The following is a 15143-nucleotide window of genomic DNA, read 5'->3' as shown; positions in this document are numbered from 1 at the left end:
TGCGTTCTGGTGAGCTGAGGTCCTGGCTCGGTCAGCCCTCCATGGCCGCAGCCGGGGCGCCGGAGCGGAAATCGCTCCCGCTGACCCACATCCGGTGCAGGATGCCCGCCAGCTTGCGGACTAGCGCCACCTTGGCCCGCCTGGCGCCGCGACGTTGGGCCAGCCGCATGCCCTAGGCCTTCAGCGTCGACCAGCGGGCAACCCTCGTCAGCAGCACATGCGCCGCCTCGAACAGTGCCACCCTGGCCGCGGGGTCGCCTGCCTTGCTGATGTCGCCGACCCGGTCCGTCTCGCCAGACTGGTAGCGCCTTGGCGTCAGCCCGAGAAAGGCACCCACCGAGCGGGAGGAGCGGAACCGCCCCGGATCGTCGATGGTGCTGCGATAGGTCAGAGCCACGATGGCGCCCACCCCGGGCACCGTCATCAGCCGCCGGCAGACCGGATCCTCCCGCGCGGCATTGCGGACCTGCCGGTCCAAGCCGGCCAGCTGCTCGCGCAACGCCTCACGCGTCTGCAGCAGCGGCGCGAAGATCATGGGCAGGCTTGGATGCCCCTCGATCAGGGCCCTGACCGCATTGGCCCAGCGGGCCCGCAGGAGGGGCGGCAGGCGCAGGCCAAAGCCCCGCAGCAAACCTTTGACACTGTTCTCCAGGTCCCGCAGCTGGCGGATCAGGGTTTCCCGGGCGCGGATCAGCGCCCGCTGCTCGCGCGCGCTCACCGCCTTCACATGCACCGGGCGGAACCAGCTCATCCGCAGCAGGTGCGCCAGGCCGCGCGCATCGTTGCGGTCGGTCTTCACCGTCATGGCCGAGAGTGCCTTGTGCGCTTGCCGGGTCTCCATCAGCACCGCCTCGACGCCGTGCCCGCCTGAGCCACGAACCAGCCATTCCGACATCGGGCCTGCCTCCAGTCCTACCCGCTCCAGCCCATCCGCATAGCCGCGCAGGAACTCCGCCAAAGCATCCGGGCAGGTCGCTACCTCCGCCTCGCGATGCAGATGGCCCTCATGGTCCATCACGCAAACCGCGGTCTTGTTCAGTGACACATCCAGTGCAGCATAGAGCCTCATGGTGCGATCTCCTTTGATCGGGTGGAGCCGATAGTTTGGCCCAGGAAACCGCCCAATGACCGCATCTCTAAAAACCCGCGGCTTAGGCGGAAGAGGGCGTTTCGAGGCTGCCGGGGCGGCAGTAGACGCGGTTGCATGTGCGCATCCGGAGGGACGGGGCTGCTACAGCGGCTGCGGTGGCTGGCCTGCTTGCGTGCCGCTACATTGGCACGGCCTTCGCTCAGCCAGACGAGCCGTTTCATGTTAAAGGCCAGGGTGGCGAGGCCGATCTTCACCCGCGCTTTGGCGAGGCCGATGGTAAGCACGACCGGTGCCAGCGGCCCCCGCTGCCGCGCGCAGACATGCCAGTTTGCCAAGCGCACGGCCGATTTACGGACATTGGCCTGCCGCGTTCACGCTGCCATCGGCCGGCCCCGCGCCTTCTTGCGGTGGATGCGCAAGACCAGGCCGCGCTTGGGCAGCCGTGCCTCGTTCTGTGCCGAGCGACAGGCGGTGTCGGCCCAGACATCGGCGGCAGTGTTGTCGCCATCGACCATCCCGCCAGCCTCGCGGCGTCATGGGCCGCGGCATGGCTGGCGGTCCAGCCGCGAATCAGGCCGTCCGGCGATCCATCACGATATGGTTCTTGTATCCAAATGCCGGAACGGCGAAATCGCCCTGCGGCGCCTTCCCCTCGCGCAGCTTGGCCTTGGAGAACTTCACTGTCCAGCGGGCGCCGCGGTCCGTCTGGCGCAGCTCCGCCCAGCCTTCAGGAACCTGCCCGGCCTTGATCGCTGCCCGCTCACCTTCGGTGCTGCGCTGCTTCGGCGCGGCGACGGCCGTCGCGTCCATGATCTGCCCGCCCATCGCCAGGTAGCCCGCAGCACACAGCGTGGCGTCGAACTGCGTGAACAGCCGCTCGACGGCACCGGTACGCTTCAACGCCTCGCGGAATGCCCGGATCGTGTTGGCGCCCGGCACCGGGTCGGCCAGCACGAGGCCCAGGAAGCGTATGAACGATAGGCAGTCCTTGATGAGGTACTCGATCTCGTGCTCGGTCAGGTTGGCTTCGCCGGCCACGGCATAGAGCGGCCGCAGGGCGCCGCCTTCCAGTTCGGGCAAGCTGCAGATGAAGCGAAAGAACGCCTCTGCTTGCGAGACCATGCCGAATTTCTTCAGCGCAGAGAAGGACTGGCAGGCATCGCGTATCCAGCAGAAGCGGTAATCCCAGTTGCGGACGCCGCCCACATTCTCCGGCAGGGAAGTGGTGGCCGCAGCGATGATCGCACCCGTCGGCGCATAGGTCAGGGCTTTCAGCGTCAGCGCACTGCGCATCAGCACGTCCCTCAACGGACCGCCAAGGGCCGCCTCGCTCGACCACTCGGCCCACAGACTGCGCGCAGTCTCCAGCAGTACGCGCGTCGGCGCCGCGGGAAGGCCGGCAGCCTCGCCAGAAAACAAGTGGAAGGCGCGCTCCTCATTCCGACGCAGGGTGAAGCGGGCAATGGCGCTGCCATCATGGTCCAGGAAAGCGGTGCCTGGGGAGAGGCAGGTCAATCCGTCGCCCGCCGCTCGCTGATTTCGAGAGCACCGAAACGCTCGGCGAAGCCGTTCAGCGCGCGGTAGGTCACCTCAACCTCTACCACGCCGGACACCCCCGCCACGAGGCGGACCAGCGACGGATTGCCGTCTCCCGGCGCCAGCATGAAGTCGGACAGCCTCAGCACGCCCCCAGGTGTGGTGAAGGTAGTTTCTAGCACCACGGTGCCCGGCAGGTAGGGACGGCTAGATTCGTGGTCGCTGGCCGGGCGGATGCTGAAATGCCCGCCCCTGCGCGCATCCAACAGGCGGGAGAAGGCGGGCGGCGCATCGAACCGTTCCAGACAGGCCCAGTCGATCGTGCCATCCCGCGCCACCAGCGCGCAGCCATGGCAGTTGCTGAGTAGGGCGTAGTCCTCGATTGGCCGATAGCCACGATCGGAAACAGTCATCAAGGTGTATCCTTCGACGTCTGTGGAAAGTAGGAACGGATATCCCCGGCCCAGTCACCGGCCAGTTCACAGGCAGGCCGAGAGGGTAAGAACCGGCGCGTAGGGACGGCCATCATGGCCAGCGCCACGGCGGTGGCATGGAAGGCTGCACGGGCCATGAAACTGCTCGGCCGGTTCCCTGCCGACGCCTTCCGGACCTGCCGGCGGACCCACAGCAGCAGCATCAACAGCGCCGCGGGATGCGCAAGGCAGAGCCCCACCAGCACCTCGCGCCGCAGGCTGAGCGGACTGAAGGGCAGGTTTTCCCACCCAAAGGCGCAACTCGGCGACAGTGCGGCGTAGAGCGAGATGAAGGCGGCGCTCCAGATAAAGAGCCCCGCGCAGAGCAGCAGCAATGCGCCGGGAGGGTGCGGGGCGGTCATGGCGCCGCCAGGACAGCCCGCGCATCGGTGCCAGGCCGGGCAGCACCAGCAGGAAGCCCAGTGCCAGCAGCGTCGTCACGCCCGTGCAATCATGCCATAGCGAGCCCGTTCGTAGATCCACCGAGCCGGGGGAGACGTAGCCGGTGGCGCAACGCCAAGCGGCCGGCCCACCTAGGAACCTGGGTCAATGCCAGCCACATCGCCAATGCGGCGGCGAGCAGCTGGGCCAACCCCACACTCGGCTGCAGCAGGGCAGCAGCGCAGGCCGATCCGCGAAGCACCCCAGCGAAGAGCGCGACGCAGCCGCGTTGCTGCAGAGCAGTGCCAGTGCCGTAGTGGGCAGCACTGGCAAGGCCACCACCATGGGCAACAGCCAGCCGGGTGCAACTAACCAGAGGAACAGGGCACCGAAAATCAGCGAGACGAAGGTCGTGCTGTTAGCCACCAGCGGGAAGGCCACGCCCTACCAGAGGCAGGGCGGGCGGCTTCGGTCGGGCAGCTTGTTCAGTCCATGCTCCTGATCGTCTCTCCGCCCTTAACTTCGTGACGGCGGCCAATCCGGGTCCGGAGCAGCCGCGCGAGTTTGCTGGCCGCGCCGCGCACCGCTTCCTCGGCAGTCGCAGCCGAGTGGTCAGCACTCACGGGCTTTGCGTCGCTCGGCCGGGCCTCCAAGGCGCACCGCAGGTCTGACTGGCCACTTCCCCCCCGGTTCGAGTTTGCCAGATAGGCTTCCACGCGGGTGAGGTGAGGTGCCAGGTGCCGCAAGCGCGCACGGACGATCTGCTCAACGCGGGCGCCCAGGTTTGCGGTGCCCTGGACCGAGGAGTCGGTGTTAAGGAGGACTGGCAGGTCCAGTCTTCGTAACCTGCGTCTCACATCACGGCCCGCCCTCATCGACTGTGCCCTTTACCTGCCCAAGCGTTGGACGGATGATCCGGCGCGCATGGCCGCGGCCCACGTCCCTGCAGGAACCGCCTTCTCCACCCAGCCCGCCACGGCGCTCAGCATGACCGAGCAGGCCATGGGCGCATGGCGTGCCTTTGGCTGGGTCGCAGCCGATAGAATCTATGACGTCGGCGACGTCGGAATGGCGCTGCGCCGCGCAGGCAGGGGCTGCGTGCCCGGCGTGAATGCCACCCATTGTTTCGGCTCCTGGCATGGCAAGCCCGCTGTTGCGGGAACTGCCGAGGAGATCGGCAAAGATCTCGATCCTGCTGCCTGGCGGCGCCTGCCCGCTGGTCTGGGCACGGAGGGCGAGCGCCTGCACGACTGGGCGTATTTGGAATTGACGGAGCTCAAAGCTGATGAATTCCGCTCAGGAGCCAAAGGATTGTGAACGCGCGGTTCAAAGGCACGTGCAGCTCGAACCAGATGACAGGGCCCCAGGCCGGACCTCACACGCAGGCGGAGGTGATGGTCACCGGCGCCCCGGTAACCACTGTTGCGGCGCAACCGACGAGGGCAGAAGCGAAGCCCAGCCGTCTTTCGAAACCGGCGGGCACAGATCTGATCCACCAGATGACGGCGAGGCCGGCGATGCATAGCAGCACCCAGACCGACACCATCACCCAGCGGAACAGCATGCCTCCGGCGATCCGTATCTCATGCCATCCGCCTTCGCAGCCAAATCCGTGCAGCGCATAGAGCAGCGAGAAGCCGAAGGCCCACAGCAGCAATCCGGCGCTGATCCGTGCCAGGAACATCATGACAGCACCGCTGGTGCCAGCACGCACAACAGCACAATCAGCGTGGCGGCGCCCGCATAGTCGCCGAAGAGCTGTGCCACTGAAGCCTCCAACGTGCGGGTGCCCGAGACATGGCCAGAAACGACGCGAGCTCGGATAAAGGCGGCGCACAACAGCGCGATGAGGGCGTGAACCGCCGCATAGAGGAGAAGTGTCCAGCAGATAGCGGCATAGGCATGACTGCCCGGCACAGGAAGCTCGGTGATGCCTACGGACATCAGCGCGGCGATCACCACCGCCTGCGCACCCATGGCGGCGCTCGCCGCGCGCGACGCGGAGGCGGTCGACCCCGCCTTGCTAGCCGATGTGGCACGACGTGTCAGGGCGGTGCCGGCCAGCGCCGAGAGCGCCGCCACCAGCCCAATAAAGATACCGCCTCCGATCAGCTCGGGCGGTGGCCAGTTGGACGCCACTACCCAGAGAAAGGCGTAACCGAACAGCAGCGAACCCAGCAGCGTCGCATCCGACACCAGCAGGAACACGCTGCCCCACCATCCCGGTGCGCCAGCCGTCTCGCGATGAGTCAGTGCCGTCTCACCGGGGCGGATCGATACCCGGCCAAGATCCTCCTGCCAGCCCAGGGTCCAGGCCCAGCGCCAGCCCAGCGCGATGACGCCGGCAACGGGAACCAGCGCCAGCCAGTAGAAGCCGAACAGCAGACACAGAAAGAAGCTTCCCGTCACCGCGGCGGTGATGATCGGCAGGCGTGTATTGCCCGGCAGCACAACAACATGGTCCACCGCGCCCGTGGTGATGTCGACGGCCATCGTTTCGCGCCGCCCATGCCGCGCCTCCGCCAGATAGCCCTCGCCACGCGCGAGCCGCAGTCCGAGCTCGGGATCGGTCGCCAGCGGATCGCGGTCCTCGATATGCGGCTGACTGGCGAAATTGTAGGCCGAGGCCGGGATCGGCATCGCCCATTCCAGCGTGCTGCCGCCCCAGGGATTGCGGCGGCTGCGGCGCGACATGAAGATCTGCAGCGCGACGTCAATGGCGAACAAGGCGAAGCCGAAGGCCATGGCGAAGCTTCCTACCGAGGACAACAGGTTCAGCCAAGTCCAGCCCATTTCCTCAGGGTAGGTGTAGATCCGGCGCGGCATTCCTAGCAGCCCTGTCAGGTGCATCAGGAAGAAGGTGACGTTAAAGCCGACGAAGATCAGCCAGAACGCCGCCTCGCCCAGCTTCGGCACGCGGGCGCGGCCGGTGAAGTGCGGCAGCCAGTAATACGCCCCCGCCAGCATCGGGAAGACGAAGCCGCCGATCAGCACGTAGTGCAGATGCGCGACGACGAAGTAGGTATCATGCGCCTGCCAGTCGAAGGGTACCATCGCCAGCATCACGCCGGTCAGCCCGCCGAGCACGAAGATCAGGAAGAACCCCAGCAGGTAAAGCATGGGCAGCTTCAGCTCTGGCCTGCCATTCCACAGCGTGCCGAGCCAAGCGAAGATCTGCAGCGCCGTCGGCACCGCTACCAGCGCCGAGGCGGCGGAGAAGAAGCCCAGCGCCATGTGCGGGATGCCGGTGGTGAACATGTGGTGCACCCACAGCCCGAAGCTCAGGAAGGCCAGCGCCAGCAACGCCGCCACGATCCACCCGTAGCCGAGGATGCGCGTGCGGGCCATCACGGGCAGCACGGTGGAGACCACGCCAGCGGCGGGCAGGAAGATGATGTAGACCTCCGGATGGCCGAACAGCCAGAACAGGTGCTGCCACAGCAGGGGACTTCCGCCGCGATCCGGATCGAAGAACGGCCAGCCGAAGGCCCGCTCCACCTCCAGCAGCATCGACGCCAGGATCAGCGGCGGAAAGGCCGCGATCATCATCAACGCGGTGACCAGCAGATACCAGGCGAGGAGCGGCATCCGGTCCAGCCGCATGCCGGGCGCCCGTACCTTCAGGATGGACACCGTGATTTCGATGGCCGCGGCAACCGCCGAGATCTCCACGAAGGTGATGCCAAGTAGCCAGACATCGGCATTGATGCCGGGTGTGTAGGCCTTGGAGGATAGCGGCGTGTACATGAACCAGCCGCTGTCAGGCGCGACACCCAGCGCCAGCGACACGATCAGGATCGTGCCGCCGAACAAGTAGCACCACCAGCCATAGGCCGAGAGACGGGGAAAGGCCATGTCGCGGCTGCCCAGCATCTTCGGCAGCAGATAAAGGGCCAGCCCCTCGAACATCGGGATGGCGAAGAGGAACATCATGATGCTGCCATGCATCGTGAAGAGCTGGTTGTAGATTTCCGGCCCCACGAAAGCACTGCCCGGGGTCGCGAGCTGCGCACGCATCAGCATCGCCAGAACTCCGCCAATGGCGAAGAAGGCGAAGGCGGCGACAATGAACCTGCGGCCAATATCGGAATGGTTGACCGATGTGGCCGTGCCGCGCCAGCCCTGCGGCGATCCCCAGATCGTGGTCAGGGCGCGATGGCGATTGAGCGCGTTCATGGCCTTCCTCCGAGCTGAAACGCGGCCCAATCAGCCTCGTCATGCGCGATCACGCGGAAGCGGTGACCGGCATATCCCGCCCCGCTGAACTCGGCGCTGCGGCCTTCAAACTCGCCGGGCCAGTCGGCCTCGATCCGCAGCACGTTCAGATGCCCGGGAATGGCATCCATCTTGCCCGCCAGCCTGGGCACCCAGAAGCTGTGGATCACATCAGCGGAGAAAATCCGCACATCGACCGGCCGGCCGGCGGGAATGTGCAGAACGTCCCGTGTCTCGATGGCACCATTTGCCCCAGGTTGGCGGAAATCCCAGTACCACTGGTGTCCGGTGGCCTCGACCGTGACCACGCCCGGCACCGGACGCGCGATGATCCGCTCACCCAACGTCAGCGCGAAGCCCAGCAGGGCGATCAGGATGGTGGTCGGCATGGCGACGCCCAGCCAGCCAATCCACAGCGACGTTCCGCCAGCCCGGCGCCAGGGCCGACGAACAAAGGCCAGGGCCAACAGCGTCATCACCAGGAATGTCAGCACGGCGGCACCGGCCAGCATCGCCCACCAGAGGGTCGCGATGGAAGCGGCGGCCGGGCCGGCCGTGTCGAGGGTCGACAGAGGGCCAGAGCAACCGCCAACAGCCAGCGCTGTTATCGTGACGCGCAGCCGGTATAGCATAGGGCGATGGCCTCAATTTACGAAAAATCCAAAGGTTCCACGAAGGACGACACGCTGGTCGATCCCATCTCGGCGCACCCGGCCTTCAACCGGACCGAATCGCAGATCGCTGTCGCGGGTCATCCGATCCATGCCATGCTGGTGGCCTTTCCGATCGCGCTCGCCATGTGTACCCTTGGCGCCGACGGCTTCTACTGGTGGACGGGCGACGTCTTCTGGGCACGGGCCGCGCTCTGGGCGAGCGGCATGGCATTTCTGCTGGGCGTGGCGGCCGGCGTGTCCGGCACGATCGAATTGCTGATGGTACGGGGCATCCGCATCCGCGCCGCGAGTTGGACCCATTTCGTGCTGGCCGTGATGCTGCTCTCCATCCTGGGCGCGAACTGGGGCTATCGCCTGACGGGATACGAGCAGGCGGTGCTGCCCTGGGGCCTTATGCTGTCCCTGTTCGCGGCAGGGTTTACTGGCCTGACCGGCTGGCATGGTGGAAAGCTGGTCTTCGATTATCACATCGGCACCTCGTCGACCGGCAGGGACTGACCCTGCGGCGCGAGCAGCCAAGCGGGGCCCGGCCACGCCTCGATAAAGGGCTTGCCGAGAACCAGGATCAGAATGGCCAGCATCGCCACCAGGGATGCCGCAACCAGTGGAACCGCGGCGGGCGGAGTGTAGTCGCCCTGCTGCTCGCCCATCTGCAGGGTGATATGGCCGATCCAGGCGTGGACGATCACCAGCACGCCCACCATCACCAGTTTCATGAACATCCATGGGACAAACACGCTTCGCATGAAGATCAACGCTGTGCCTATCACGATCGCGATGACGGCAGCGGGCGTGACCAGCCGCACATAGGATTGGTGCGTCAGGACCCTCAGCCTCGTGAAATCGATCTGATCGCCGTCCGGACTGTGCCGCGCCAGCAGCAATGGCAGGCCGACAAGCCCCGCGCACCAGATCGACAGCGCTGCGATGTGGAGGAATTTAAAGGCTGCGATCATGTCGCGACGGAGATCCGGGCCCAGGCGCGCCGGGTGATGGCTGCCAGGGCGATCGCATAGGGGATGGTGCCGGGCACCCACATCACCAGCCCGGCAAGCTGCTGGTCAGCGACCTGCTCCAGGCCCCAGGGCAGTGTGGTGCCGAAATGGGCAGCATAGAGCGGAGCTTTCGCAAAGGTCAGCAGCGCGCCCAGCATGCCCATCTGCGCCATGCCGAGGATGGCGCAGAGCGCCGCCGTCACGGGAGGCGCGGCGAACAAGGCCCGCCAGAACCAGGCTGCGGTGCCCAGCAGGCTGATCTGCATCAGCCAGTACATCGCGGTATCGGCCAGCGCCCAGTCATAGAGGGAGGGGAGATGCCACGCCCACAGCGTGATGGTGGACATCACGAAGGCCGCGCCGAGATGCTTGGAGCGGCGGACTGGAAAGGCCAGGGCGATCAGGGGTGCCGCCAACGTGACGATCAGCAGGTGATGCACGGCACGTGCCGAGAACAGGGCAACGCTCATGGCGCAGAGAGGTGACACAAAAGCCAGCGCCAACGCGCCCACGGCCGCCCAGACCAGGCATGGATATCGCGATCGCGGTGCCATAAAGGCCGCGACGCCCAGCGTCACCAGCAGCACCGGGTCCAAATTCCAGCGATGGATCCAGTCGAACGGGTCTGATGGTGCGCCGCAGTAGCTGGTCATGAGCGTGATACCTTGGATTGGCCGGCGAATGTGTCAGCGGGTCGGCGCAAGGCGCATCGTCAGGCTTCCTGCCGCAATGCATTGTGGCCATAGGCGAGGCCGATCGCGAGGAAGGCCCCGCCCCCGAGATTGCCCAGGCTGCTCAGCACGAGGTTTTGTAGGCCAGCGAACCAGGCCGCGCTCTCGGGCGGCATGGCCAGCCAGCCCAGGGGCAGGATCGACATGTTCGCGACAGAATGCTCCAGCCCCGCGGCGACGAAGACCATGATGGGACCCGTGATGGCAAGGATCTTGGCCGGAATCGTTGTCGCGCCCATCGACATCCAAACCCCCAGGCACACCAGCATGTTGGCCAGGATGGCGGAACAGAACACGGCCAGCGGCGATTTGGCCAGTTTGCTTTCGACCATGCTCGCCGCTGCCTCCCCCACGCCATCCTGCAGCCCGCCGCCGGCCACGAAGAACAAGGCAATCACGATGCTGCCGATAAGATTGCCAGTCCAAACGACGATCCAGGCGCGGATCATCCGGTCCACCGGCAAAGCTCCCGTGGCCGCCGGCAGCACCATCATCGTGTTGCCGGTGAAAAGCTCCGCACCCACGATCATGACCAAGATCAGCCCGACGGAGAACGCGAGGCCGGACAGGAGTTGCACCGCTCCCACCGCATCGCCGCCCCCGAGGTTCGACCGAGCAAGTCCTGACTGAACCACCATGGAAATCACCGACCCGAAGGCGATGAAGGCCCCCGCAAAGCAGGCCAGCACCATCATCCGCATCCAAGGCTGCTGCGCCTTGGCGGCCAGCGCCTCCGGCGCCCTCTGCGCGATCGTGCTCCCTACGGGATCCTTGCGGGTGTCGCTCATCAATGCTCCATGTCGCGCTCTCTGGCCGTCGCCGCCGCTCAGGCGGCCGCTTCGATCCGCACCGGCACGGCCTTGCAGGCCGGGGTCTTCGACTTGCGGTCGTGATGCTGTAGCGGGATCAGCGGATTCAATTCCGGGTAATAGCCGGCGATGCTGCCATCCGGCAGGTCGAAGGGCACCACCTCCAGCCCGTCGATCCGCCTCGCCCGTCCATCCTGTGCGTCACCGACGAGCGATACGCGCTGCCCGGCCACGAACCCGGCTCGGCGCATCTCCTCCGGATTGATCAGCACAACATCGCGCTTGCCTTCGATGCCCCGCAGGCGGTCGCTGTAGCCATAGACGGTGGTGTTGAACTGGTCGTTGGAGCGTAGGGTGATCAGGCGGTAACGGCCGTCGGCGTCCGGCACATCGGTCGCGGCCAGCATGTCGGGTGCCGTGAACTGCGCCTTGCCGGTTTCCGTCTTCCATACCCGCTCGCGGGCCTTGTTGCCCCGATAGAAGCCACCGGGCTGGAACATCCGCTCGTTCATCCGGTAGAATTCCTCCGGATAGGTTTCGGCGATCAGGTCGCGGACCAGACCGTAATCTCCAGTCCAGTCATCCCATCGCACTTTAGGATTCGGCGGCAGCGTTTCCTTCGCCATGCCGGCGACAATGGCCGTCTCCGATTTCAGATGCTCGCTGGCGGGCTTGCGGTGGCCGAGGGAGCCATGAATGTGGCTGAAGCTGTCCTCGATGGTCACCGTCTGCAGGCCACCGGATTGCAGGTCCTCCTCGCTACGACCCAGGCAAGGGAGCAGATAGGCGATCCGGCCATTGAAGAGATGGCTCCGGTTCAGCTTGGTGGCGATCTGAACCGTCAGGCGCATGCCCTGCCAGGCAGGCTCGATCCGCGGCTGGTCCGGAATGGCGCGCAGGAAATTGCCGCCAAGCCCGATGAAGGCCTGCACCTTGCCGTCCAGCAAGCCCTCGCACATCTCGACGGTGTTCATCCCTTGGTCGCGCGGTGGCTGAAAACCGAACTGCTCTGCGAGCCTGTCGAGCGGCACCAGCTCCGGCTTCTCGGCGATACCGACGGTGCGCTGACCCTGCACGTTGGAATGGCCGCGAACGGGACAGATGCCGGCACCCGGCCGGCCGATGTGGCCGCGCATCAGCAGCAGGTTGACCAGCATGGCGATGTTCTCGAAGCCATGGACATGCTGCGTCAGGCCCATGCCATACACCCCGATGACACGCTCGGCCTGCAAATAGACCTGGGCCGCCGCCTCTATGTCAGCCCGGCCCAGGCCGGAATCTAACTCGATGCTGTTCCAGGAGGTCGCCTCGACCTTGGCGCGGAAGGTCTCGAAGCCAGTGCAATGCTCGTTGATGAAGGTGCGGTCGATCACTGCTCCGCCGCTGCGCTCATCCTCGGCCAGGATCGTCTTGCACAGTCCCATGATTGCCGCGATGTCGCCGCCAGGCCGCAGCTGGAGATACTGGGAGCTGATCGATGTTTCCCTGCCGGTCAGCATCTGCACCGGCCGTTGCGGATTGATGAAGCTGGTCAGGCCCTTCTCCTGGATTGGATTGAAAGTCACGATCTTGCAGCCTCGCTCGGCCGCCTTCTGAAGAGGATGAAGAAAGCGTGGGCTGTTTGTTCCGGTGTTCTGCCCGAAAAAGAAGATCGCGTCGCATTGCTCGAAGTCCTCCAGCACGCAGGTGCCGACGGGCGAGCCGATCAGCTCCTTGAGGGCTATCGACGTCGTCTCGTGGCACATGTTCGAACTGTCGGGGAGATTGTTGTGGCCATACAGCCGGGCGAAGAGCGCGTAGAGATAGGACGTCTCCAGGCTGGCCCGGCCCGAGGCATAAAACACCGCCGATGTAGGTTCGATCGCCTTCAGTTCGGCGCCAATTGCCGAGAACGCCTCCTGCCAGTCGCAGGGAACGTAGCGGTCGCTGGCCGCGTCGTAGCGCAGCGGATGGGTCAGGCGGCCCTGCTGCTCCAGGTCATGGTCGCTCCAGCCGCGCAACTCCGTGACGCTGTGCTTGGCAAAGAACTCCGGTGTGCAACGCCCGCTGGTCAGCTCCCACAAGGTGGCCTTGGCGCCGTTCTCACAGAATTCGAAGGCATGAGGATGCTTCGGCTTGCCCCAGGCACAGCTGACGCACATGAAGCCGCCTGCCTTGTTCTGCCTGCGCAGCGTGTCCAAGGCGCCGGGCGACGCCATTTCCCGGGCTGTGGTCTCGACAATCCCGCGCAGGGAGCCCCAGCCGCCGGAAGCGCCGTCATAGTCAACGGTGTCAGACTGCACTGGCATTGCATGCTCCCTCGCTGATTGCCCTTGGCGATAAGAGCCAACCAGTTTCAGGGTTGCCAAAAGTTAACCATTTCTGGGGATTTGTTTCTTTGGGTAACATACTGGGCTTCTCCAGCCCGCCCTCAAACGCGATCATCATTATGATCACGGCATGACTTGTTCACTTCTGTTGCCCGACAGCCTGCCCCTTGCCTCCATGGAATCAACATAGGGGATTAATATGAGCCACGGTTGAGCCGGCTGGAAAAGCGGGGCGGTCAAGCGAACTCATCAGGGGCTGCCTACGAGACTGGCAACCCCGTGTCACCTTCGTTTCAGGCGGCCTTGACCTGGCTGACGAAGCTCTTCACCTCGCCGGTGAGCTGTTCGGATTGGCGTGACAATTCGCCGGCCGCGGCCAGCACCTGCGAGGCCGCACAGCGGATCTCGAGCTGCCATCCGAAGCGGTACCACAGGGGATCCACTGGCTTTGCCCTGCTAGAGTGGGCCGCTGCCTCAGCGTCAGCCGACGCGAGGAGGCGGGTTCCTCTCATAGACTGCGGCGACCTCGCGGCTCACGTTGCGCAGCCACACGGCGGCCCGATCTTGCATCGTTGCCTCGCCGCGCACGATCCGCCGGGCTTTGGCTTCGGGGATGTCGAGCGCACGGGCAAATTCGCTCTGGCTCCAGCGCATTGCCGCAAGGCAGGCCCGGATCTCACCGGGCAACATAGGGGCAGCGCTCATGATCCTCTCCTTCCGACTCCAACTGCCTCCTACGTTATAGTAGAACAAATAGAGAACTAAACTGCTTATACGACCGGTTACTGGAGGACATCAGATTCGATGGCCTCCTGCCTGCGTATGATCAACGCGGGAGGCTAATGTGAGCCACGGTTGAGCCGGCTGAAAAAGCGGGACGGTCAAGCTGACACGGGGCTGCCTATGAGACTGGCAACCCCGTGTCACCTTCGTTTCAGGCGGCCTTAACCTGGCTGACGAAGCTCTTCACCTCGCCGGTGAGTTGTTCGGATTGGCGCGACAATTCGCCGGCTGCGGCCAGCACCTGCGAGGCCGCGGCACCGGTGTCATTGGCATTCTGGCTGACGCCCGCGATGTTGCGCGACACCGCATCCGTGGCTTCGGCTGTCCGCTGAACCGTGCGGGCAATCTCCCCCGTGGCGGCACTCTGCTCCTCCACCGCCGCGGCGATGGTGGTGGTGATGGCGCTCATGTCGTCGATCGCGCTGGCGATGCCCTGGATCGCCGCCACAGCCTGCTGCGTCGCCGCCTGGATCTGACCGATCTGCGCGCCGATCTCCTCCGTCGCCTTGCTGGTCTGCTGCGCCAGGTTCTTCACCTCCGACGCGACCACGGCGAAGCCCTTGCCCGCGTCGCCCGCCCGCGCCGCCTCGATGGTGGCGTTCAGCGCGAGGAGGTTGGTCTGGCCGGCGATGGAGGTGATCAGCCCCACCACATCGCCGATCTTGGCGGCCCCTTCGGCCAGCGCACGCACCGTCGTGTCCGTCTGCCGCGCCCGCTCCACGGCGGTGCTGGCCACGCCGGACGCCTGCGTCACCTGGCGGTTGATCTCACTGATCGAGGCGGACAGCTCCTCGGCGGCCGCGGCCACCGTCTGCACCCCACCCCCTGCCAGAGACGCCGCGGTGTTGACCTCACCGGCCTGGCTGTTGGTCTTCTGCGCCGTGCTGCTCATGCTGCGCGCGGTGGCTTCCAGCTCGGTCGAGGCGGAGGACAGGATGCCCACCATGTGGCCGACCCGCTCCTCAAAGCCCCGCACCAGCGTGTCCACCTGCGCCGCACGCTTCTCACGCCCCGCACGCGCCTCCGCCTGCTCGGCGGCCAGACGGTCAGCCGTGATCATGTTGTCTTTGAACACCTGCACGGCGGCCGCCATGCCGCCCACCTCGTCACCGCGACCGGCGCCCGGGATCAGCACCGCCATGTCCCG

The 15143-nt window shown here is 65.6% G+C and carries 15 protein-coding genes and 2 pseudogenes; 2 read left to right on the top strand and 15 right to left on the bottom strand.

Going from position 1 to position 15143, the window contains the following annotated elements; all coding sequences use genetic code 11:
• Nucleotides 1-31 precede the first annotated feature (31 nt).
• The 5 genes and pseudogenes from D2K64_RS21610 to D2K64_RS21595 all read right to left on the bottom strand — a co-directional run bounded on the left by D2K64_RS21610 (nucleotide 32) and on the right by D2K64_RS21595 (nucleotide 3461).
• Nucleotides 32-1069, bottom strand: a pseudogene (locus tag D2K64_RS21610) (IS110 family RNA-guided transposase).
• A 392-nt stretch (nucleotides 1070-1461) separates the two neighbouring features.
• Nucleotides 1462-1605: a hypothetical protein gene (locus tag D2K64_RS24700; protein WP_157986017.1), complete on the bottom strand. Its 144-nt coding sequence runs from the start codon at nucleotides 1603-1605 to the stop codon at nucleotides 1462-1464.
• A gap of 55 nt (nucleotides 1606-1660) precedes the next feature.
• Complete coding sequence (locus D2K64_RS21605; protein WP_120010442.1) at nucleotides 1661-2605, bottom strand: glycoside hydrolase family 15 protein; 945 nt, start codon at nucleotides 2603-2605, stop codon at nucleotides 1661-1663.
• Nucleotides 2602-3039 (bottom strand): trehalase-like domain-containing protein, encoded by a 438-nt coding sequence (locus tag D2K64_RS21600; protein WP_120010441.1) that lies wholly within the window; start codon nucleotides 3037-3039, stop codon nucleotides 2602-2604. The genes D2K64_RS21605 and D2K64_RS21600 overlap by 4 nt, the downstream gene beginning before the upstream one ends.
• Nucleotides 3039-3461 (bottom strand): hypothetical protein, encoded by a 423-nt coding sequence (locus tag D2K64_RS21595; protein WP_120010440.1) that lies wholly within the window; start codon nucleotides 3459-3461, stop codon nucleotides 3039-3041. The genes D2K64_RS21600 and D2K64_RS21595 overlap by 1 nt, the downstream gene beginning before the upstream one ends.
• 854 nt (nucleotides 3462-4315) lie before the next feature.
• Here D2K64_RS21595 and D2K64_RS21590 point away from each other — a divergent pair.
• A pseudogene (locus D2K64_RS21590) lies at nucleotides 4316-4794 on the top strand (transposase); the annotation flags it as partial.
• A gap of 61 nt (nucleotides 4795-4855) precedes the next feature.
• Here D2K64_RS21590 and D2K64_RS21585 read toward each other — a convergent pair.
• Genes D2K64_RS21585 through D2K64_RS21575 form a run of 3 tightly spaced genes read right to left on the bottom strand, consistent with a single transcriptional unit; the run spans nucleotide 4856 to nucleotide 8327 of the window.
• On the bottom strand, nucleotides 4856-5137 hold the full coding sequence (locus D2K64_RS21585; RefSeq protein WP_157986015.1) for a hypothetical protein: 282 nt from the start codon (nucleotides 5135-5137) through the stop codon (nucleotides 4856-4858).
• A gap of 26 nt (nucleotides 5138-5163) precedes the next feature.
• Nucleotides 5164-7656, bottom strand: a complete 2493-nt coding sequence (ctaD, locus tag D2K64_RS21580) for a cytochrome c oxidase subunit I (RefSeq protein ID WP_120010437.1) — start codon at nucleotides 7654-7656, stop codon at nucleotides 5164-5166.
• Nucleotides 7653-8327: a cytochrome c oxidase subunit II gene (locus D2K64_RS21575; RefSeq protein WP_120010436.1), complete on the bottom strand. Its 675-nt coding sequence runs from the start codon at nucleotides 8325-8327 to the stop codon at nucleotides 7653-7655. The genes ctaD and D2K64_RS21575 overlap by 4 nt, the downstream gene beginning before the upstream one ends.
• A 6-nt stretch (nucleotides 8328-8333) precedes the next feature.
• Here D2K64_RS21575 and D2K64_RS21570 point away from each other — a divergent pair, with 6 nt between their 5' ends.
• Nucleotides 8334-8867 (top strand): DUF2231 domain-containing protein, encoded by a 534-nt coding sequence (locus tag D2K64_RS21570; RefSeq protein ID WP_120010435.1) that lies wholly within the window; start codon nucleotides 8334-8336, stop codon nucleotides 8865-8867.
• On the opposite strand, the gene D2K64_RS21565 is transcribed toward D2K64_RS21570, so the two are convergent.
• The 7 genes from D2K64_RS21565 to D2K64_RS21540 form a co-directional block, all read right to left on the bottom strand.
• Nucleotides 8834-9325, bottom strand: a complete 492-nt coding sequence (locus D2K64_RS21565) for a CopD family protein (RefSeq protein ID WP_120010434.1) — start codon at nucleotides 9323-9325, stop codon at nucleotides 8834-8836. The two genes, D2K64_RS21570 and D2K64_RS21565, sit on opposite strands and share 34 nt — an antisense overlap.
• A complete protein-coding gene (locus tag D2K64_RS21560; protein WP_120010433.1) occupies nucleotides 9322-10017 on the bottom strand; it encodes a cytochrome c oxidase assembly protein in 696 nt (231 codons plus the stop codon). Before D2K64_RS21560 ends, D2K64_RS21565 begins: the two co-directional genes overlap by 4 nt.
• A gap of 59 nt (nucleotides 10018-10076) precedes the next feature.
• Nucleotides 10077-10883 (bottom strand): formate/nitrite transporter family protein, encoded by an 807-nt coding sequence (locus D2K64_RS21555; RefSeq protein WP_120010432.1) that lies wholly within the window; start codon nucleotides 10881-10883, stop codon nucleotides 10077-10079.
• Nucleotides 10884-10921: 38 nt separating this feature from the next.
• Nucleotides 10922-13252 carry an FdhF/YdeP family oxidoreductase gene (locus tag D2K64_RS21550; protein WP_238384360.1) on the bottom strand — a complete coding sequence of 777 codons (2331 nt, stop codon included), beginning with the start codon at nucleotides 13250-13252 and terminating at the stop codon, nucleotides 10922-10924.
• Nucleotides 13253-13506: 254 nt separating this feature from the next.
• Nucleotides 13507-13656, bottom strand: a complete 150-nt coding sequence (locus D2K64_RS24695) for a hypothetical protein (protein WP_157986014.1) — start codon at nucleotides 13654-13656, stop codon at nucleotides 13507-13509.
• Nucleotides 13657-13693: 37 nt separating this feature from the next.
• Entirely contained in the window at nucleotides 13694-13918 is a 225-nt protein-coding gene (locus D2K64_RS21545; protein WP_157986013.1) for a hypothetical protein, read from the bottom strand.
• A 229-nt stretch (nucleotides 13919-14147) separates the two neighbouring features.
• Nucleotides 14148-15143: methyl-accepting chemotaxis protein (locus D2K64_RS21540; RefSeq protein ID WP_238384359.1), on the bottom strand; the 996-nt coding region annotated here is incomplete at its 5' end.

The sequence above is a fragment of the Teichococcus vastitatis genome (assembly GCF_003604215.1).
Taxonomy (GTDB): Bacteria; Pseudomonadota; Alphaproteobacteria; order Acetobacterales; family Acetobacteraceae; genus Pseudoroseomonas; species Pseudoroseomonas vastitatis.
Note: the sequence above shows the minus strand (reverse complement) of the source record. Positions and strands in the feature narration are given on the sequence as shown.